We start from the raw sequence: 20,074 nt of genomic DNA, 5'->3' as shown, positions 1-20,074 counted from the left end.
GGCTCCGGGGTCGGCAGTCAGGTCTGCTGCGGCGTGTGGTGGAGCTCGTCGTCGACACTGGTCGTCCTGGTCGCCGACGGTGTGGTGCGGCGGGGCCAGGCCCAGGCGGAGCGCAGGATGAAGACCAGCAGCAGTACCTCGATTCCGATGGAGATGCCGTAGAAGGCGGCCCACTCCCAGGTAGCTCCTGCCGCGTTGAACATGGAGTAGGGGATGAGGAGCGACGCGACCACGAGGTTCGTGGCGCGGTTCATCCGGGCGGGCAGCATCATGGAGAGCACCACCATCAGGGCCGGTATCGACACGGACACGAGGAAGATGGTCAACAACGTCGCGCTGATGTCGAACCTCCAGACGAGGCCGTTCAGAATGCCGTCGACGACGCCTGGCTTGTAGAGGTTGAAGATGTCGACGTAGATGTAGAGAAACATGAAGGTGGTCCATGCGGCGGCGATCCTGGCCTGCACGGGTATGAGCCGGTCCTCCAGCGGCGAGCGGAAACGCGGGTTCTTCAGCGCGGTGCGGGACTGCGGTGTTCTCATCAGAAGCTCCTTGCCGTGGTGGGTGGGTGCTTCCACCTTCGCGGATGCCTACATCGGGCACATCGGTCCGGAGGCCTGATCCGACCTGGCCGTTGGTCTGGCCGAGGTCCTGTACTTTCGGCCGATACGCCGATCACGCGGGCTGCCTAGACTGATGAGATGGCCGCCCACGCACTCCACGCGATGTGGGCCGAACCTCGACCGACCCACCCCCCGAACCGGGGGCCGCGGGACTGGACCCTGGTCGCAGTACTGATCAGCTGGTCCCTGGTGGAAGCGGTGTTCCGCCAGGACCTGGCGCCGCGCCCGCTGCTGCTCACGGTCCTCGCGGTCGTGGGACCACTGCTGTGGCGACGCACGCACCCGCTCGTCGCGGTCGCGGTCGCCTTCGGAACCTTGACGCTCGTCGACATCGCCAGAGTCCTCACCGGGTCGCAGGGCGCTCTGCCGTCGAGTATCTCGGCGACCCTGATCCTGACCTACGCACTGTTCCGGTGGGGCTCCGCTCGGGAGGCCGCAAGCGGCCTCGGCCTGATCCTGCTCTGGCTGCCCATCACGACCGTCGCCGAGGGCGCCGGCCTGTGGGAGGCGGTCGCCGGGTACGCGATCTTCCTGTTCGCGGCAGCGCTCGGTGCCGTGATCCGCTATCGCGAGAGAATCCGCATCCGCGACATCGACCAGGCCAAAAGCCACGAACGCGAACAGCTCGCTCGCGAACTCCACGACACGGTGGCTCACCACGTGTCCGGCATCGCCATCCAAGCCCAGGCAGGACGTGCCATCGCAGCCTCCCACCCGGAGCGCGCCATCGAGGCCCTGGCCGTCATCGAGGACGCAGCGACCCAAACGCTCACCGAGCTGCGCGCCATCGTCGGCGTACTCCGCGCCTCACAGGACACCGAGCTCGCGCCGCAACCCGGCGTGGCGGAGGTCGAGCAGCTCGCCACCGACGGCCGGACGCGTCCCCGGGTCGAGGTGACGCTCTCCGGCGAATTCGACGACCTCAGCCCGGCCGTCGGGGCAGCGATCTACCGCCTGGCCCAGGAGTCCACCACCAACGCCCGAAGGCACGCCCGCCACGTGACGCGGATCACCGTCACCGTCACAGGCGACGCCGACCGGGTACGAGTGACCATCGACGACGACGGCTCCTCCGGCGCCGGCGGTCGTACCGCAGCAGGCTTCGGCCTGGTCGGCATGCGGGAACGCGCGTCACTGCTCGGTGGCAGCTTCGACGCGGGCCCCGCCGGCGAGCAGGGCTGGCGGGTGGAGGCAGTGCTGCCCCGGACCGGGACACCGCGTTGAGCATCAGGGTCCTCATCGCCGACGACCAGCCCATCGTGCGTACCGGGTTGACGATGCTGCTCGACGCGCAACCCGACATCGACGTGGTCGGCGCGGCCGCCGACGGGTGCGAGGCCGTCCGCCTGGCGCTTCAGCTGCGGCCCGACGTCGGCCTGTTCGACATCCGGATGCCGCTGATGGACGGCATCGAAGCCACCCGGCGTCTCGCCGGCCCCGACGTCACCGACCCGCTCCCGATCGTGGTCATCACCACCTTCGACCTCGACGAGTATGTCCACGGTGCGCTCAAGGCCGGCGCCCGTGGGTTCCTGCTCAAGGACGCCGGACCCGCTCTGCTGACCCAGGCCATCCACGCCGCCGCGGACGGAGACGCACTGATCGCACCCAGCGTGACTGTCCGACTGCTCTCCGCCTTCGCACACGCACGGACGTCACCGCCGAGGCAGCCGACCGAACCGCTCACCGCCCGCGAGGAGGAAGTCCTTGGCACCGTAGCCCGCGGTCGCACCAACAACGAGATCGCCGGCGAGCTCTACATCACCCCGAGCACCGTCAAGGCCCACCTCGCCAGCCTCATGCGGAAACTCGGCGCCCGGAACCGCGTCGAGGTCGCCATGTGGGCCCATGAGACCGGCCGTATCTGACGTCGCAAGGCCTCGCCGCCGTCAGGTCCGGCCCTGTTCGGCTGTGGACCATCCTCAGGTGCAACGGGTCGAGTGCTTCACGGCTCGTGAGGCGTCGGTTCGCGCTGGCGTCGCCCTGTGTCAGGAGCCCGCAGCAGGACCACTCCGGAGGACCTCGTCGAAGGAGGGACAGCGGGCCTGACAAGCACCAGGGATCGACGCTGCCAAAATAGTGCATTATGATGCACTGTATGGAGACAGAGGCAGAGCCACTGGCGCGGGCGATCGGCACCCGGGTGAAGCAGGAGCGCAAGAACCGGGAATGGACGCTCGACCAGCTCGCCGCCGCGGCGGGCGTGAGTCGCAGGATGCTCGTGAACGTCGAGCAGGGTGCGGCGAATCCGAGCGTCGGCACCCTCCTGCGACTCTCGGATGCGCTCGGCGTCGGGCTGCCCTCGCTGGTGGAGCCGCCGGCGTCGCCGGCGGTGAGGACGACCCGCCATGGTGATGGGGCAGTGCTGTGGACCGGCGACCTCGGGGGGCAGGGTGTGCTCGTCGCGGGGACCGAGCCGCCGAACGTGGTCGAACTGTGGGACTGGACTCTGGCCCCCGGGGAACGGCACACGAGCGAGGCTCACGCAGGCGGCACTCGGGAGCTCCTCCACGTCCAGGAGGGCGCTCTCACCGTCGACGTCGACGGTGAGCTCCATGAGCTCGGCACCGGCGACGCCCTGACCTTCCACGGTGACGTCGCCCATGCCTACCTGAACCGGAACGGCGTCCGCACCCGGTTCTCCCTCACGGTCTTCGAGCCGGGCGTCGGAGCCGCACGCAGAACCGGGACCCCCGATGCCTGAGCCCCTGACCTCCGACGCCTTCCTCGCCGCCTGCACGGTCGAGCCTGCAGTGTTCGACCTGCGGCCGGACTACCGCGCCATGCTCCTCGTCGTCGACGGGCTCACGCCGGGAGCGGAAGCCGCTAGCGGCGCGGCCGATGCGCTGATCGCCGCCGCCGAGGCACACGCCCGGACCGCACTCGCCTCCTCCCCGGTCGACGAGCTGCCGCACATCGCCGCCTGGCGCGCGGCCTACCGTGCATTCGGGGCCAAACCCCAGCGCACCCGGAACAGCCTGGAAGCGCTTACGCGTCGGGCCGAGCACGGCCTGCCGCGTGTCAACGCCCTCACCGACATCTACAACGCGGTCTCCGTGCTGCACCAGGTCCCGCTCGGCGGCGAGGACTTCCACGCGTACCGAGGGCCGGCACGCCTCGCCCGGGCGACCGGCGAGGAGCCGTTCGACACGACGGCGGACGGCGGGACGGTGATCGAGCACCCGGAGCCCGGAGAGGTCGTCTGGTGTGACGAGGAGGGGGTGACCTGCCGGCGCTGGAACTGGCGGCAGGGCCGCCGCACCGCGCTCACGGACTCGACGACGACAGCCTTCTTCATCCTCGACGCGCTCGCACCGATGTCCGACGCCGCGCTGGACGCTGCGGCGGACGAGCTCGCGAACGCGCTGGCGCAGCTCGGCGATCGGGTCTCCAGTTCGCGCCGGATGATCGGCGCTTCGTGATGCGCGGACGCACGGGTACCGGCGTCCCGGCGTGGTCGATGGCGGTCGCGGCCATGCTGGCCGTCCAGCTGTCGAACGCATTGTCGGTGGGCGTCATCGACCAGGTCGGTGCGGCCGGTACCGCCTGGCTGCGCATGTGCTTCGGTGCGGTCTTCCTCTGGCTGATCGCCCGCCCGAGGATCCGCTCCGTCCGCCGGAAGGACGTGCCCGCACTGCTCGCCCTCGGCGTGGCCACCGGGTTCATGACGACGTTCTTCCTCGCCGCCGTCGAGCGCATCCCGCTCGGTACCGCGGTGGCGATCGAGTTCCTCGGCCCGCTGACCGTGGCGAGCGTGGCGAGCAGGGACAGGAGGGCACTGACCTGGCCGCTGCTGGCCCTTGCCGGCGTGGTCCTGCTCACCGAGCCCTGGCGCGGGGACATCGATCTCGCCGGCGCCGGGTTCGCCCTGCTCGCAGGCACCTGCTGGGGCCTGTACAACGTGCTCACCCAGCACGTGGGCGACCGGTTCTCGGGAATCAGCGGGCTGTCGCTGACGATCCCCGTCGCAGCCCTGGCGACGATGCCCGTCGGGCTGCCGCAGGTGATCGGCGGCGACGTTCCGTGGTGGGTGCTGCCGGCAGCCGCCGGCATCGCGCTGATCGCACCGGTGATCGCGTTCGGGCTCGAGATGCTCGCGCTGCACCGCATGACGCACACGGCGTTCGGCACCCTGCTCTCCATCGAGCCCGCGTTCGGCATCCTCATCGGGCTGCTGGTGCTCAGCCAGACGCCCACCCTCCTGCAACTGGTCGGTATCGCGCTCGTCATCCTGGCCGGCGCCGCCGCGCAGCGCGGAGGGGCCCGGCCGCCACGGCCGGAGGCCGGGACCCCGGCACCCCCGGCCGCAGCGAAGGGACCGATGCCCCCGCCGGGGTGACCGTGCACCCGAGGGCGGAGGCCTGCCCGGACGCGCTGCCCCTCACCACAGGCGGCTGTTGGTCTCCGACACGAAGCCCCGCCCGTCGGAGAACCAGTGGATGGTCGGGCTGTTGCGCGCCGAAGGCGTCGTGAGCTCCGCGAACAGGTCCGCGTTGAAGCGGTTGTTCAGCTCGGGGGAGCTGAGCACGGTGTCCCTCGTGATCACGAAGACCGGCCCCTTGAGCCCTTTGCTCTGGATCGACAGGTGGACCTCGGCGTGCTGGTCCAGGCGCGCCTTGAGGGCGCCGATCGCGGCCTGGACGTTGGCGTCGTCGTCCCAGACCGCCGCATGCTTGTCGACGAAAAGCCAGGCCATACCGCATTCCACCCGTCCACAGCGGATCCCGCACGCCCGTCCGGCGCGCCGCCCGGTGCAGCAGCCATGCTGCCGCTCCGGGTCGTCCAAGCAAAGCACCGGGCCGAGCGACCGATCAAGCGGCTCGTGCCGTCGTCGCACTGGGTTGCAGCTCGGTAACAACGACACCCGGCTCCTGTGCCGGATGCCTGCCGGGATCGAAGTGCCCCTATGCTTCACCTGATGTGAGTAGCGTCGTCCCTGGGGGGCGCGTGTCGGCTGATCCGCAACACCGCGTGGAGTCGGAGCCACCCTACGAAGGAGGAGACGGCATGCGTTTCGGACGTACTTCCAGGGCTGCGGGGGTGGCTGCGGCAACGGTGCTGGTGATGAGCGCCTGCACTGCCCCCACGGGGCCCGAGATACCGGAGGAGACCCCCGCGGGCGAGGTGACGGGCGGCAACATCCGCGTCGCGGAGGTCAACGGCTTCACCTCGTTCAACTCGAACAGCTCCAAGGGCCAGGTGGACGTCAACGGCCGGATCGCCTATGCGACCCACTCCGGCTTCGTGTACATCGACGGCGACCTCGAGGTCGTCGAGAACGAGGACTTCGGGTCCATCGAGGTCCTCTCCGAGGACCCCCTGAGCGTCAGGTACACGGTCAACGAGGGCGTCACCTGGTCCGACGGTGAACCGGTCGACGGCGGGGACCTGCTCCTGCACTGGGCGATCGGCTCCGGCTACTTCGACGACGCCACCCTCGACGCGGACGGCGGCGTCGTCTCCGGGGCCACGTACTTCGACTACGCCGGCGACACCAGCGGCCTCGCGCTCACCGGACTCCCGGAGATCGGCGAGGACGGCCGGTCCCTCACCCTCGAGTACTCGGAGCCCTTCGCGGACTACGAGGTGGCCTTCGGCCTCATGACCGACGGCGGCATCTCCACCCCCGCGCACGTCCTCGCGGAGAAGGGCGGCCTCGCCGACGAGGACGCACTGACCGAACTCATCCGGACCGAGCCGGAGGGTGACCCCGAGAATCCTGCGGTGCGCCCCGAGCTGCGGCGGGTCGCCGATTTCTGGAACACCGGCTTCGACACCAGGTCCCTGCCGGATGACCCCACGCTCTTCCTCTCCAACGGGCCGTTCGTCGCGTCGGCCATCACCCCGGACCAGTCCATGACGCTGGTCCGCAATCCGGACTACTCCTGGGGGCCGATGCCGAAGGTCGACGAGATCACCGTGCGGTACATCGGGGCGGCGCCGGCCCAGGTCCAGGCACTGCAGAACGGGGAGGCGGACATCATCTCCCCGCAGGCCTCGGCCGACACCGTCGAGCAGCTCGAACGCATCGAGGGCGTCACCGTCAACCGCGGCAACGAGCTGTCCTACGACCACCTCGACCTCACCTTCGGCGGCGTGTTCGCCAGGGAGAGCGTCCGCGAGGCCTTCCTGAAGACCGTGCCCCGTCAGCAGCTGGTCGAGACCATCGTGCAGGAGCTGAACCCGGACGCCGAACCCCTCGATTCCCAGCTCTTCCTGCCCGACCAGGAGCCCTACGGGAAGTCCGCCGCCGAGAACGGCTCGGAGGCCTTCGCGGACGTGGACATCGAGGGCGCGAAGGAGCTGCTCGAGGGCGCCACCCCCGAGGTCCGGATCCTGTACGACCGGGACAACCCGAACCGCCAGGAGTCCTACACCCTCATCGCCAAGTCCGCGGCGAAAGCGGGATTCGAGGTTGTGGACGGCGGCCTCGGTGCCTCCGCCTGGAGCGCCGCCCTGGGGGACGGCACCTACGACGCCTCGATCTTCGGATGGATCAACGCGGGAGGCGGCGTGTCCGGCGTACCACAGATCTTCAGGACCGGTGCCGGTTCCAACTTCAACGGCTTCTCGAGCCCCGAGGCCGACGAGCTCATGGACGAGCTGATCGTGACCACCGACCCGGAGCAGCAGGACGAGCTGCAGATCCGGATCGACAAACTGATCTGGGACTCCCGGTACGGGCTGCCCCTCTACCAGCTGCCGGGTGTCGACGCGTTCAGCGACAACGTCTCCGGGGTCACCTACATGCCGAACCAGACCGGTGTCTGGTGGAACTTCTGGGACTGGCAGCTGGCACAGTAGGCCGCGGCGGCACCGGACGTCCCGCTGCGGGCGCGGGTGCTCGGGCGCTTCCGGGACTCCTGTACCGTACTCGAGGGTCTTTTCCCCGCTTCGTTATGAAAGCGTGATTTCGTGACGCAGGGCGCGCTGGCCTGCGGAAACAAGGGCCGCACGCCCCGAAGCTGAGTGTCCGCTGGGAGTCCTTGTATACAGGATGTTCAGGGAAGCAACGGAACGGGCATATGATCTTCCGGTGTGAGTTGGCTCTCGCTGTCTGCAGAGCCACGAAACCGGCCACATCAACGCCGGAACGACCCCAATAACTAGGAGGCGGAATGCGTTTCACGCGCACTTCCAAAATGCTCAGCGTCGCGGCGCTCGCCGCACTGACCCTGAGTGCATGCGGTGGCGGAAGCTCTGAGTCCGGCACCACCAGCGGGACCACGGACGCGGTCATCGTCGTCGATGGCTCCGAGCCCCAGAACCCGCTGATCCCCACCAGCACCAACGAGGTGGGTGGCGGAGCGATCCTCGACCTGATCTTCGCGGGCCTCGTCAGCTACGACGCCGAGGGCAAGCCCCAGAACGAGATGGCGGAGTCCATCGAGACCGAGGACGCCCAGAACTACACGATCACGCTCAAGGAAGGCAAGACCTTCACCAACGGTGATCCCGTCACCGCGAGCTCCTTCGTGGACGCCTGGAACTACGGTGCCGCTGCGAAGAACGCCCAGCTCTCGAGCTACTTCTTCGAGAGCATCGAAGGCTACGCCGAGGCCAGCGCCGAGGGCTCCACCGTGGAGACCATGAGCGGCCTGAAGGTCGTCGACGACAAGACGTTCACCGTCAAGCTGTCGCAGCCGGAATCGGACTGGGAGCTGCGACTGGGCTACAGCGCGTTCTTCCCGCTGCCCGCCGAGGCACTCACGGATCCCGCGACCTTCGGCGAGAACCCGATCGGCAACGGCCCCTACAAGTTCGCCTCCGAGGGTGCCTGGCAGCACAACCAGCAGATCGAGCTCGTGCCGAACGACGAGTACGAGGGCCCGCAGGAAGCGCAGAACGCCGGCGTGACGTTCAAGATCTACCAGAACGACACCACGGCATACCAGGACCTGATCTCGGACAACCTGGACGTCCTGAAGACGATCCCGACGAGCGACATCAAGAACTTCAAGAACGACCTCGGGGATCGCTCGATCGAGTCGCCCTACGCGGGCAACCAGACGATCGCCGTGCCGTACTACCTCCCGAACTGGGAGGGCGAGGCCGGCAAGCTGCGGCGCCAGGCCCTGTCGATGGCGATCAACCGCGACGAGATCACCGATGTCATCTTCAACGGCGGTCGCGAACCCGCGAAGGACTTCACCGCTCCCGTCCTCGACGGCTACAGCGCGGACCTGCCGGGCAGCGAGAACCTCGAGTACAACCCGGACGAGGCCAAGAAGCTCTGGGCCGACGCCGAGAAGATCTCGCCCTACGACGAGTCGCAGCCCCTGACCATCGGCTACAACGCCGACAAGGGTGACCACAAGACGTGGGTCGAGGCCGTGGTGAACAACATCAAGAACAACCTCGGCATCGAGATCTCGGGCAAGCCGTACGCGACCTTCAAGGAAGCCCGCACCGAAGCCACGGACGAGACCCTCTCGGGTGCCCTCCGTGCCGGCTGGCAGGCCGATTACCCGTCGCTGTACAACTTCCTCGGACCCATCTACGCCACCGGCGCCGGGTCCAACGACGCCCGCTACAGCAACCCCGAGTTCGATCAGCAGCTGAAGGACGGTCTCGCCGCCAGCTCGGTCGAAGAGGGCAACGAGGCCATGAACACGGCCCAGGAGCAGCTCCTCGAAGACCTCCCCGCCATCCCGCTGTGGTACCAGGTCGCCCAGGGCGGCTGGAGCAACAACGTGGACAACGTCGAGTTCGGCTGGAACGGTGTTCCGCTCTACTACGCCATCACCGGCAAGTAACCCCTAGCGGTCTCGGGGCCCGCCCGGCACAGGGCGGGCCCCTTTTCCGTGCTCCAACGAAAAGGTTCAACACCTCATGAGCAACCCCACCCTGCGTCCCGTCCGGACGCATGCCGCACCGGGAGGTGCGCACTGATGGTCTGGTACATCGTCCGACGCTTCCTGCAGCTGATCCCCGTCTTCCTCGGCGCGACGCTGCTGGTGTACTTCCTCGTCTTCAGCCTCCCCGGCGACGCCACCGCGGCCATCTGCGGCGAGCGCGGCTGCACCCCCGCCGTCGTCGCGGGCCTCCGCGAGCAGTACAACCTGGACCAGCCCTTCTGGATCCAGTACCTGCTGTACCTCAAGGGCGTCCTGACGTTCGATCTCGGCACCAACTTCTCGGGCCGTCCGATCGCCACCATCATCGCCGAGGTCTTCCCGACCACGGCGAAGCTCGCCATCATGGCCCTCGTCATCGAAGCCGTCTTCGGCATCGTCTTCGGCCTCATCGCGGGCCTGCGCAAGGGCAAGATCTTCGACTCCTCCGTCCTCGTGCTGTCCCTGATCGTCATCGCCGTGCCCATCTTCGTGCTCGGCTTCCTGATGCAGTTCCTCATCGGCGTCAAGCTGCAGTGGACGAACCCGACCGTGAGCGGCGACGCCACCTTCTCGGAGCTCCTGCTCCCGGCCGTCGTCCTCGGGCTGGTGTCCTTCGCCTACGTGCTGCGCCTGACCCGCACGAGCATCATCGAGAACGTGAACGCGGACTACGTCCGGACGGCGACGGCCAAGGGCCTCAGCCGCCGGCGCGTCGTCGTCGTGCACGTCCTCCGCAACTCGCTGATCCCCGTCGTGACCTTCCTCGGCGCCGACCTCGGCGCCCTCATGGGCGGCGCGATCGTCACCGAAGGCATCTTCAACGTCAACGGGGTCGGCAACACCCTCTACCGCGCCGTGCTGAACGGTGACGGACCGATGGTCGTCTCGATCGTCACGTTCCTGATCCTCATCTTCTGCCTGGCGAACCTGCTGGTGGATCTCCTGTACGCGTGGCTGGACCCAAGGATTCGATATGCCTGAACCAACACCATCACCCATCGAGGCCGTCGCGACCACCGCGGTGACGCCGGTGGCCCGCACCAAGCGGTCCGCCTACCCGATCGAGCACTTCGTCGCCGACCTCGACGAGACGCCGGTCCGGGCCACGGACAGCGCCGTCTCCGACGCCGCGCCCCGGAGCCTCTGGGGCGAGGCCTGGCGCAGCCTGCGGAAGCAGCCGCTGTTCATCATCAGCGCGATCCTGATCCTCGCGGTCATCTTCGTGGCACTGTTCCCGGGACTGTTCACCAATGAGCCGCCGAACGAGAACTGCCTGCTCGAGAACTCCGACGGCGGCCCCGCTCCCGGCCACCCGCTGGGCTTCACCGTCCAGGGCTGCGACATCCTCTCCCGCGTGGTGCACGGTACCCAGTCCTCGCTGACAGTCGGCCTGTTCGCCACGCTCGGCGTGGTCCTGATCGGCGGCCTCATCGGTGCACTGGCAGGGTTCTTCGGCGGCTGGGTCGATGCCGTGCTCGCCCGCATCGGTGACATCTTCTTCGCGCTCCCGCTGATCCTCGGCGCCATCGTCGTCGTGCAGCTGCCCGTGTTCCAGCAGAACCGGAACGTGTGGACGCTCGTCGTCATCCTGGTGGCCTTCGGCTGGCCGCAGATCGCCCGCATCACGCGGGCCGCGGTGATCGAGGTCCGCAACGCGGACTTCGTGACGGCGGCACGCTCCCTCGGGGTGTCCCCGCTGGGCGCCCTCGTCAAGCACGTCATCCCGAACGCGCTCGCGCCCGTCATCGTCATCGCGACGATCTCGCTCGGCACGTTCATCGTGGCGGAATCGACGCTGTCCTTCCTCGGCATCGGACTGCCGCCGGAGGTCATGTCGTGGGGCAACGACATCTTCTCGGCCAAGCCCTCGCTGCGCAGCAACCCGATGGCGATCTTCTGGCCGGGCCTCGCCCTGTCGATCACCGTTCTGAGCTTCATCATGCTGGGCGACGCCCTGCGTGACGCTCTCGATCCGAAGGCACGCAAACGATGAGCCACAGCACCCACCACGAGGGCGGCCGCCGTGCCGCCCGCACCGAGACGGCGGCGGCTCCCGCAGCGACGGGAGGCGTCCAGCCGCTGCTCGAACTCCGCGACCTCGCCATCACCTTCACGACGTCGAACGGGGACGTGCCGGCGGTGCGCAACGCGCACCTTACCGTCATGCCCGGGGAGACCGTCGCGATCGTGGGGGAGTCCGGGTCGGGCAAGTCGACGACGGCCCTCGCCGCCATCGGGCTCCTGCCCGCGAACGGCCGCGTCTCGAACGGCAGCATCATCTTCGACGGCGAGGACATCACCCACGCCTCGGAGAAGCGGATCATCGAGCTCCGCGGCTCGTCGATCGGCATGGTGCCGCAGGACCCGATGTCCAACCTGAACCCGGTGTGGAAGATCGGATTCCAGGTCAGGGAGACCCTGCGGGCCAACGGCCTGCCGAGCGGCCCCCAGGACGTCGCGAAGGTGCTCTCGGAGGCGGGACTGCCCGACGCCGCATCGCGCGCCAACCAGTACCCGCACGAGTTCTCCGGCGGCATGCGCCAGCGTGCACTCATCGCCATCGGCCTGTCCTGCCGGCCGCGCCTGCTCATCGCCGATGAGCCGACGTCGGCCCTGGACGTGACCGTGCAGCGGCAGATCCTGGACCACCTGGACACCATGACCGAGGAGCTCGGCACCGCCGTGCTGCTCATCACGCACGATCTCGGCCTCGCCGCCGAGCGCGCGCACAAGGTGATCGTCATGTACAAGGGGCAGGTCGTCGAGGCCGGTCCGGCCCTCGAGCTGCTGACCAACCCGCGCCACCCGTACACACAGAAGCTGGTGGCCTCGGCCCCGTCCATCGCCTCGCGCCGCATCGAGTCGGCGAAGAAGGCCGGCATCGAGACCGAGGACCTCCTCGCGCCCACCGTGGCGAAGGGGCCGGCCCAGGACAAGGTGATCGAGGTCGAGGACCTGACGAAGGTCTTCAAGATCCGCGGCAGCTGGGGCAAGTCCACCGACTTCACCGCTGTGGACAAGGTGTCCTTCTCGATCGCGCGCGGCACCACCACCGCGGTGGTGGGCGAGTCCGGTTCGGGCAAGTCCACCGTCGCGAAGATGGTCCTCGGGCTCGAGGGCGCGACGTCGGGCAGCATCCGGTTCGACGGCGTGGACATCACGACGCTCGGGCGCAAGGAGATGTTCGACTTCCGCCGCCGCGTGCAGCCGATCTTCCAGGACCCGTACGGTTCGCTCGACCCGATGTACAACATCTACCGGACCATCGAGGAACCGCTCCGGGTCCACGGGGTCGGGAACGCCAAGAGCCGGGAGAAGAAGGTCCGGGAGCTGCTCGACCAGGTGGCCCTGCCCTCCGCGATGATGCAGCGCTTCCCGAACGAGCTCTCCGGCGGCCAGCGGCAGCGCGTGGCCATCGCGCGGGCGCTCGCCCTGGATCCCGAGGTGGTCATCTGCGACGAGGCCGTCTCCGCGCTCGACGTCCTGGTGCAGGCACAGATCCTGAACCTGCTCGCCGACCTGCAGTCAAACCTGGGCCTGAGCTACCTGTTCATCACCCACGACCTCGCGGTGGTGCGCCAGATCGCCGACCACGTGGCCGTGATGGAGAAGGGCACGCTCGTGGAGCAGGGCACCACCGACGAGGTGTTCGACAACCCGAAGACCGCCTACACGCAGGCGCTCCTCGCGGCGATCCCGGGGGCCGGACTCGTCCTGCCCCCCGAGGTCGCATAGCCGGAGGTCACCGGCAGCACCGGCAGCACCCGCAGTACGGACGACGGCGGCTCTCCACCCGGAGGGCCGCCGTCGTCGTACCATCCGCGCCCCGCCTCTGCGCCCACAGCGGATTCGGGCCCCGATCGAGGGGGCGCATTAGGTCCGTTTTTACCTCTCGCCTAGACTGGTATGAGGGCGTGCAGTGCAGCCGCCACCATTTTCCCCGCAGTAGATACCGAATTGAGTCATTACGCATGTCTGAAACCACAGGCAACACCGCTGTCCGCAGCGATCTCCGCAACGTAGCCATCGTGGCTCACGTTGACCACGGAAAAACCACCCTGGTCGATGCCATGCTGAAGCAGACCAATTCGTTCGCCGCCCACGGCGACGTGGCCGACCGCGTCATGGACTCGGGTGACCTCGAGCGCGAGAAGGGCATCACCATCCTCGCGAAGAACACCACGGTGTTCTACGACGGTCCCTCCGCCAAGGGCGAGACCATCACCATCAACGTCATCGACACCCCGGGCCACGCCGACTTCGGCGGCGAGGTGGAGCGCGGACTGTCCATGGTCGACGGCGTCGTGCTGCTGGTCGACGCGTCCGAGGGGCCGCTGCCCCAGACCCGCTTCGTGCTCCGCAAGGCCCTCGCCGCGAAGCTCCCGGTCATCCTGCTGGTCAACAAGACCGACCGTCCCGACTCCCGGATCGAGGACGTCGTGAGCGAGTCGATGGACCTGCTGCTCGGCCTCGCCTCGGATCTCGCGGACGAAGTGCCGGATCTCGACCTCGACTCGATCCTGAACGTGCCCGTCGTCTACGCCGCGGCCCGCGCGGGAGCGGCCTCGCTCGAGCAGCCCGCCGACGGCACCGTGCCGACGAACGACAACCTCGAGCCGCTGTTCCAGACGATCATCGAGCACATCCCGGCGCCCAGCTACAACCCCGACGGTGTGCTGCAGGCGCACGTCACCAACCTCGACGCGTCGCCGTTCCTCGGCCGCCTCGCCCTGCTCCGCATCTTCAACGGCACGCTGCGCAAGGGCCAGCAGGTCGCCTGGGCCCGCCAGAACGGTGAGCTGAAGACCGTCAAGATCACCGAGCTGCTCGCCACCAAGGCGCTCGAACGCGTCCCCACCGAATCCGCCGGACCCGGCGAGATCGTGGCCGTCGCCGGCATCGAGGGCATCACCATCGGCGAGACGCTCACCGACGTCGACAACCCGCAGCCGCTGCCGCTCATCACGGTCGACGACCCCGCGATCTCCGTCACCATCGGGATCAACACCTCGCCGCTCGCCGGCAAGGTCAAGGGCGCCAAGGTCACCGCACGCCAGGTCAAGGACCGCCTCGACAAGGAGCTCATCGGCAACGTGTCGCTCCGCGTCCTGCCCACGGCACGCCCCGACGCCTGGGAGGTCCAGGGCCGCGGCGAGCTCGCACTGGCCATCCTCGTCGAGCAGATGCGCCGCGAGGGCTTCGAGCTCACGGTCGGCAAGCCCCAGGTGGTCACCAAGACCATCGACGGCAAGATCCACGAGCCGATGGAGCACATGACCATCGACGTGCCCGAGGAGTACCTCGGCGGCGTCACCCAGCTCATGGCAGCCCGCAAGGGCCGCATGACCAACATGGCCAACCACGGCACCGGCTGGGTCCGCATGGAGTTCATCGTCCCCGCCCGCGGCCTCATCGGCTTCCGCACGCGCTTCCTCACGGACACGCGCGGCGCCGGCATCGCCGCGTCGATCTCCGAGGGCTACGAGCCCTGGGCCGGTGACATCGAGTACCGCACCAACGGGTCGATGATCGCCGACCGCGCCGGCGTGGTCACGCCGTTCGCGATGATCAACCTGCAGGAGCGCGGCTCGTTCTTCGTGCAGCCCACCTCCGAGGTGTACGAGGGCATGATCGTCGGCGAGAACTCCCGCGCCGACGACATGGAGGTCAACATCACGAAGGAGAAGAAGCTCACCAACATGCGTGCGGCGTCCTCCGACACCTTCGAGAACCTGACCCCGCCGCGCAACCTGACGCTCGAGGAGTCCCTCGAGTTCGCCCGCGAGGACGAGTGCGTCGAGGTCACGCCGGAGTCGATCCGCATTCGCAAGGTCATCCTCGACGCCAACGAGCGCATGCGGGCATCGCGCTCACGCGCCCGCGCCTAGAGCTCTAGCAGCACCATGGCACACGACGACGCCGGTTCCTCCCCAGCAGGGGAGGGCCGGCGTTCGGCGTTCCCGGTGCTTTCGGAGGGACACCCGAGGGCCGGCACGCCGGCGCGTCCGGCGTCGGACCCGATGCGGCAGCCTCGACCGCAGGATCAGGCGCAGGATCAGGCGCAGGATCAGGCGCAGGATCAGGCGCAGGACCGGGCGCAGGAACCGACACGGGACCCGGCGCAGGATCAGGCGCAGGGCGCTCCCACGCCGCACCTCCGGGGAACCGGCCCGCTGGCGGCCGCCGCCCCTGCGACCGGCCCACGGAGGCCGCACCGGGTGGTCGCCGTCCTCGGAGCAGCCGCGGCCGGCATCGCCGCTGCGGTCCTCGGCACCGTGCTGCACGCCCAGCTCCTCCACGTGGGCGCCGCCGCTCTTCCCGTCGGGGCGCTGGCCGCCCTCCTGCTGGCCGGGAGCCTGTTCCTGCTGTGCGGCCTCTGGGCGCGGAGCGTCATCATCACGGCAGTGGCCGGGGCCGTCGCCTACGGCGCGGTGGCACTGATCTCGACGTCGTCCGAGCGGCTGATCCTCACGGGCTCCTCCGACGCCGCCCCAGGCGCAGCCCTCGCCGGGAACCTCTGGCTCTTCGGGGTGCTCGTGGTGACGCTGGGCGCCGTCGTGGCCGGGAGTATCCTCCTGCGCCCTGCCCGCCGCTAGCCGAACCCGCGCAGGGTGCGCCGAGGGACTGCCCGGGGCCGACACGGGTCACCGGTGGCGGGAGGCCCGCTCCGCTCCTCGCCGGGAGGTGCGTCAGTCCGCGGTGCGGTCCAGGTGGTGCGCGAGCATGATCGACGTCGCGGTACCGTCCGGGTCGGGGCCGCGCTGCGCGTAGTCCTCGAAGACCTCGCGGATGCGCCCCATCATCTCGGCGCGGTGCTCGTCGTTGAGCCGGACGCCGAGCCGCCAGACATCGATCTCGGACGGCTGCAGTCCCTCGATCTCCTGCAGGAACGTCTCGACGAGCACCGGTGCGGAGTGGGGGATGGGCGTGTGCCAGGACAGCCCCGTGGCGCGGTAGGGGATCTCCTTCGCCCCGCGGTTGCCGGTGCGGGCGTCGTCGGCGGCGAGGAAGCCGGTGGAGAGCAGGGTGCGCACATGGTGGAGGGAGGTGGCGGGGTTGAGCGCCAGCCTCTCTGCGATCTCCTTGTTGGTCCTCGGCTTGTGCAGGCACAGGCGCAGGATGCGGAGCCGGACCGGGGAGCTGAGTGCGCGGCCGCGCGCCTGGAGGTCCTCGTCTAAGTCCATCCGCCGATCATACGGGACATCCACCGATTGATTGATGGGTCCCAATCACTGGCTGTCGGGTCCGTGGCGGCCCGTCAGCGTCGCGGTGCGCGGCGAGGGGGAGCGGGCGGCACGGGCTTCGCGGCCGTGACGTCGGCGAGCACGACGACGTCGTCACCCCGGCGCGTCCGCACGGTGCACGTGGTCCCGTCCAGCGCGACGAGGTCCCCCAGGGAGTCGGTGACCCCCTCGTCCAGGCGCCGCCGGACCACGACCCTCGTGCCCAGGGGGAGCGCTGCGAGGAGGCTTGCGGGTGTCTGCACCTGTCAAGGGTAGGCCCCGCGGAGCACCAGGGGGCGATTCCGGAGCCTGCCGGTGGTGGTCCGATGGCGGGGAAGGGTGCGTTAAGCTGGGAACCGCACCGAGGGTGCGGCAGCCGACCCCAGTTTCAAAGGAAAGGCGTGGGACGTGACCTACGTAATCGCGCAGCCCTGCGTGGATGTCAAGGACAAGGCCTGTATCGAGGAGTGCCCGGTCGACTGCATCTACGAGGGTGAACGGTCGCTCTACATCCACCCCGACGAGTGCGTCGACTGCGGCGCGTGCGAGCCCGTGTGCCCCGTGGAGGCGATCTACTACGAGGACGACACGCCGGAGCAGTGGGCCGAGTACTACAAGGCGAACGTCGAGTTCTTCGACGACCTCGGTTCGCCCGGCGGCGCCGCGAAGGTCGGCAACACGGGCTTCGACCACCCGATCATCGCGGCCCTGCCGCCCCAGAACCAGCCCGCCTAGGTGGCGTCCGGGGAGCCGAAGCCCTTCGGCCTGCAGCTGCCGGACTACCCCTGGGACGCCATGGCGCCCTACCAGGACATCGCGTCCCGGCACCCCGACGGCGTGGTCAACCTGTCCATCGGCACGCCGGTGGACCCGACGCCCCACCTCATCCGTTCCGCCCTGGCCGCAGCGGCCGACGCGCACGGCTATCCGACCACCCATGGCACGGTGGCCCTCCGTGAGGCGATCAGCGCCTGGTTCGCACGCCGCAGGGGCGTGCCCGGGCTCGATCCGCTCGACATCCTGCCGACCGTGGGATCCAAGGAACTGGTCGCGTGGTTGCCGTTGCTGCTCGGGCTGGGGGCCGGCGACGTCGTCGTGCGCCCCACCGTCGCGTATCCCACCTACGACATGGGCGCGCACCTCGCGGGTGCGACGCCCGTCCCCGCGGATTCCCTCGCCGATCTCCCGGACGACGTGCGGGCCCGTGTGCGCCTGGTCTGGATCAACTCGCCGGGCAACCCTACGGGCGAGGTGCTCGACGTGGCCGGCCTGCGGGCCGTCGTCGACGACGCGCGCTCCCTCGGGGCCGTCGTCGCCTCCGACGAGTGCTACGGCGAACTCGGCTGGGGGCGCTGGGACCCCGCGGAGGGCGGCGAGCCGGTGCCGAGCGTGCTCGACCCGCGGGTCAGCGGGGGCTCGCACGAGCTGCTGCTGGCCGTCTACTCGCTGAGCAAACAGTCCAATCTCGCAGGGTACCGGGCCGCCTTCACGGCCGGCGACCCCGCCATCATCGCCAACCTCGTCAACTCCCGGAAGCACGCCGGGATGATCGTCCCCCGCCCCGTCCAGGAGGCCATGCGGGTGGCTCTCGGGGACGATGCGCACGTGGCCGAGCAGAAGGACCTGTACCGTCGCCGTCGCGCCCTGCTCGTCCCCGCCCTGGAGGCCGCCGGGTTCACCATCAGCGGCTCCGCCGCGGGCCTGTACCTCTGGGCGTCCGACGGCGGGCCCACCTGGGACACCATCGGCTGGCTGGCCGGGCTCGGTATCCTCGCGGGGCCTGGGACCTTCTACGGTGACGCGGGGCACGGCTTCGTCCGGGTGGCGCTCACCGGCAGCGACGAGAGGATCGCAGCCGCCGCGGCCCGCCTCACCGAGGCGGGGCCCCGCAGGGCGGCCCCCTTGCCCGCGGACGGGGAAGGGAAGCAGGATTAGTGATCAGGGGCTCGCTGACTGGTAGCGTTTGTCGCTGAATGTGCTGTTCCCGGAGTGACGTACGTCCTCCTGCGTAGTGATGATCTGAGGCGACGACCTCGCTCCAGCTCCTGAAGGAGAATCGATGACCGAGCAGAATGCTGCTTCCCTGCACTACGACGGTGGCGAACTCAGCCTCCCGCTGGTGCCCGCCGTCGAAGGCAACAACGGCTACGACGTGTCGAAACTGCTGAAGCAGACGGGCCAGGTCACCTTCGACCCGGGCTTCATGAACACCGCGGCCACCGCGTCCGCGATCACCTACATCGACGGCGACGCCGGGATCCTGCGCTACCGCGGGTACCCGATCGAGGAACTCGCGAAGAGCTCCAGTTTCCTCGAGGTCTCCTACCTCCTCATCTACGGCAACCTGCCCACCCCCGAGGAGCTGAGCGCGTTCGACGGGCGGATCCGCCGCCACACCCTGCTGCACGAGGAGCTCAAGGGCTTCTTCGGCGGGTTCCCGCGTGACGCGCACCCCCATGCCGGTGCTGTCCTCGGCTGTCTCGGCGCTGTCCACGTTCTACCAGGACTCGCTGGACCCGTTCGACGACGAGCAGGTGGAGCTCTCGACGTTCCGCCTCATGGCGAAGCTGCCCGTCATCGCGGCGTACGCCCACAAGAAGTCCATCGGCCAGCCGATGCTGTACCCGGACAACTCCATGAACCTCGTGGAGAACTTCCTGAGGCTCTCCTTCGGCCTGCCCGCCGAGCCGTACGATCTCGACCCGATGATGGTCAAGGCCCTGGACCTGCTGCTCATCCTGCACGCGGACCACGAGCAGAACTGCTCGACGTCGACGGTGCGCCTCGTGGGCAGCTCCAATGCCAACATGTTCGCCTCCGTCTCCGCCGGCATCAACGCGCTGTTCGGCCCGCTGCACGGCGGCGCCAACGAGGCCGTGCTGAACATGCTGCGCGACATCCAGGCCAAGGGCATGCAGCCCGAGGACTTCATGGAGAAGGTCAAGAAGAAGGAAGACGGCGTGAAGCTCATGGGCTTCGGGCACCGCGTCTACAAGAACTACGATCCGCGCGCGAAGATCGTCAAGGCCACGGCCCACGACATCCTCAACCGGCTCGGCGGCAACGACGAGCTCCTCGACATCGCGATGCGGCTCGAGGAGAAGGCCCTCGCCGACGACTACTTCATCGAGCGGAAGCTGTACCCGAACGTGGACTTCTACACCGGCCTGATCTACAAGGCCATGGGTTTCCCCGAGAAGATGTTCACAGTGCTCTTCGCGATCGGACGCCTGCCCGGCTGGATCGCCCAGTGGCGCGAGATGATGCAGGACCCGCAGACGAAGATCGGCCGCCCCCGCCAGCTGTACACGGGCGAGGCGGAGCGCCACTACCCCGCGAACTGACCCGCAGCACGACGGCGGCCGCCCACCTCTGGTGGGCGGCCGCCGTC

The 20,074-nt window shown here is 68.8% G+C and carries 18 protein-coding genes and 1 pseudogene; 15 read left to right on the top strand and 4 right to left on the bottom strand.

Going from position 1 to position 20,074, the window contains the following annotated elements; genetic code table 11:
• Positions 1-17 precede the first annotated feature (17 nt).
• Positions 18-542, bottom strand: a complete 525-nt coding sequence (locus QFZ50_RS10605) for a DUF6326 family protein (RefSeq protein WP_307084007.1) — start codon at positions 540-542, stop codon at positions 18-20.
• Between the two features lie 159 nt (positions 543-701).
• Between QFZ50_RS10605 and QFZ50_RS10600 the strand changes: the two genes are divergently transcribed.
• The 5 genes from QFZ50_RS10600 to QFZ50_RS10580 all read left to right on the top strand — a co-directional run bounded on the left by QFZ50_RS10600 (position 702) and on the right by QFZ50_RS10580 (position 4,962).
• Positions 702-1,847, top strand: coding sequence for a sensor histidine kinase (locus tag QFZ50_RS10600; RefSeq protein WP_307084005.1), 1,146 nt, complete (start codon positions 702-704; stop codon positions 1,845-1,847).
• Positions 1,844-2,491: a response regulator gene (locus tag QFZ50_RS10595; protein ID WP_307084003.1), complete on the top strand. Its 648-nt coding sequence runs from the start codon at positions 1,844-1,846 to the stop codon at positions 2,489-2,491. Before QFZ50_RS10600 ends, QFZ50_RS10595 begins: the two co-directional genes overlap by 4 nt.
• 230 nt (positions 2,492-2,721) lie before the next feature.
• The gene (locus QFZ50_RS10590; RefSeq protein ID WP_307084001.1) at positions 2,722-3,327 is read left to right on the top strand and encodes a helix-turn-helix domain-containing protein; all 606 of its coding nucleotides are present in this window, start codon (positions 2,722-2,724) and stop codon (positions 3,325-3,327) included.
• The gene (locus QFZ50_RS10585) at positions 3,320-4,045 is read left to right on the top strand and encodes a B3/B4 domain-containing protein (protein WP_307083999.1); all 726 of its coding nucleotides are present in this window, start codon (positions 3,320-3,322) and stop codon (positions 4,043-4,045) included. Before QFZ50_RS10590 ends, QFZ50_RS10585 begins: the two co-directional genes overlap by 8 nt.
• Positions 4,045-4,962: an EamA family transporter gene (locus QFZ50_RS10580; protein WP_307086761.1), complete on the top strand. Its 918-nt coding sequence runs from the start codon at positions 4,045-4,047 to the stop codon at positions 4,960-4,962. The genes QFZ50_RS10585 and QFZ50_RS10580 overlap by 1 nt, the downstream gene beginning before the upstream one ends.
• Positions 4,963-5,004: 42 nt before the next feature.
• Here QFZ50_RS10580 and QFZ50_RS10575 read toward each other — a convergent pair whose 3' ends face one another.
• Positions 5,005-5,319: a hypothetical protein gene (locus QFZ50_RS10575; protein WP_307083997.1), complete on the bottom strand. Its 315-nt coding sequence runs from the start codon at positions 5,317-5,319 to the stop codon at positions 5,005-5,007.
• A 368-nt stretch (positions 5,320-5,687) separates the two neighbouring features.
• Between QFZ50_RS10575 and QFZ50_RS10570 the strand changes: the two genes are divergently transcribed.
• The 7 genes from QFZ50_RS10570 (at position 5,688) to QFZ50_RS10540 (ending at position 16,056) form a co-directional block, all read left to right on the top strand.
• Entirely contained in the window at positions 5,688-7,427 is a 1,740-nt protein-coding gene (locus QFZ50_RS10570; protein WP_307083994.1) for an ABC transporter family substrate-binding protein, read from the top strand.
• A 314-nt stretch (positions 7,428-7,741) separates the two neighbouring features.
• Positions 7,742-9,379 (top strand): peptide ABC transporter substrate-binding protein, encoded by a 1,638-nt coding sequence (locus QFZ50_RS10565; RefSeq protein ID WP_307083991.1) that lies wholly within the window; start codon positions 7,742-7,744, stop codon positions 9,377-9,379.
• A gap of 135 nt (positions 9,380-9,514) precedes the next feature.
• Entirely contained in the window at positions 9,515-10,441 is a 927-nt protein-coding gene (locus QFZ50_RS10560; protein ID WP_307083989.1) for an ABC transporter permease, read from the top strand.
• Positions 10,434-11,453, top strand: coding sequence for an ABC transporter permease (locus QFZ50_RS10555; protein ID WP_307083988.1), 1,020 nt, complete (start codon positions 10,434-10,436; stop codon positions 11,451-11,453). Before QFZ50_RS10560 ends, QFZ50_RS10555 begins: the two co-directional genes overlap by 8 nt.
• Positions 11,450-13,195, top strand: a complete 1,746-nt coding sequence (locus QFZ50_RS10550) for an ABC transporter ATP-binding protein (RefSeq protein ID WP_307083986.1) — start codon at positions 11,450-11,452, stop codon at positions 13,193-13,195. Before QFZ50_RS10555 ends, QFZ50_RS10550 begins: the two co-directional genes overlap by 4 nt.
• Before the next feature lie 236 nt (positions 13,196-13,431).
• Positions 13,432-15,348, top strand: a complete 1,917-nt coding sequence (typA, locus tag QFZ50_RS10545) for a translational GTPase TypA (RefSeq protein ID WP_307083983.1) — start codon at positions 13,432-13,434, stop codon at positions 15,346-15,348.
• A gap of 15 nt (positions 15,349-15,363) precedes the next feature.
• On the top strand, positions 15,364-16,056 hold the full coding sequence (locus QFZ50_RS10540; protein ID WP_307083981.1) for a hypothetical protein: 693 nt from the start codon (positions 15,364-15,366) through the stop codon (positions 16,054-16,056).
• A gap of 93 nt (positions 16,057-16,149) precedes the next feature.
• Here the strand turns inward: QFZ50_RS10540 and QFZ50_RS10535 are convergent, their stop codons facing one another.
• Positions 16,150-16,644, bottom strand: a complete 495-nt coding sequence (locus QFZ50_RS10535; RefSeq protein ID WP_307083979.1) for an ArsR/SmtB family transcription factor — start codon at positions 16,642-16,644, stop codon at positions 16,150-16,152.
• Positions 16,645-16,718: 74 nt separating this feature from the next.
• Positions 16,719-16,946, bottom strand: coding sequence for a putative acetyltransferase (locus tag QFZ50_RS10530; protein WP_307083978.1), 228 nt, complete (start codon positions 16,944-16,946; stop codon positions 16,719-16,721).
• 145 nt (positions 16,947-17,091) lie between these two features.
• On the opposite strand from QFZ50_RS10530, the gene fdxA reads away from it, so the two are divergent.
• The 3 genes and pseudogenes from fdxA to QFZ50_RS10515 all read left to right on the top strand — a co-directional run bounded on the left by fdxA (position 17,092) and on the right by QFZ50_RS10515 (position 20,027).
• Positions 17,092-17,418 (top strand): ferredoxin, encoded by a 327-nt coding sequence (fdxA, locus tag QFZ50_RS10525; RefSeq protein WP_049829022.1) that lies wholly within the window; start codon positions 17,092-17,094, stop codon positions 17,416-17,418.
• Positions 17,419-18,618, top strand: a complete 1,200-nt coding sequence (gene dapC, locus QFZ50_RS10520; protein ID WP_307083976.1) for a succinyldiaminopimelate transaminase — start codon at positions 17,419-17,421, stop codon at positions 18,616-18,618.
• A gap of 124 nt (positions 18,619-18,742) precedes the next feature.
• A pseudogene (locus QFZ50_RS10515) lies at positions 18,743-20,027 on the top strand (citrate synthase).
• Positions 20,028-20,074: the final 47 nt, after the last annotated feature.

Source organism: Arthrobacter agilis, from assembly GCF_030816075.1.
GTDB lineage: Bacteria > Actinomycetota > Actinomycetes > Actinomycetales > Micrococcaceae > Arthrobacter_D > Arthrobacter_D agilis_E.
The sequence above is the reverse complement of the archived record's forward strand: the minus strand, read 5'-3'. Positions and strand labels throughout refer to the sequence as shown.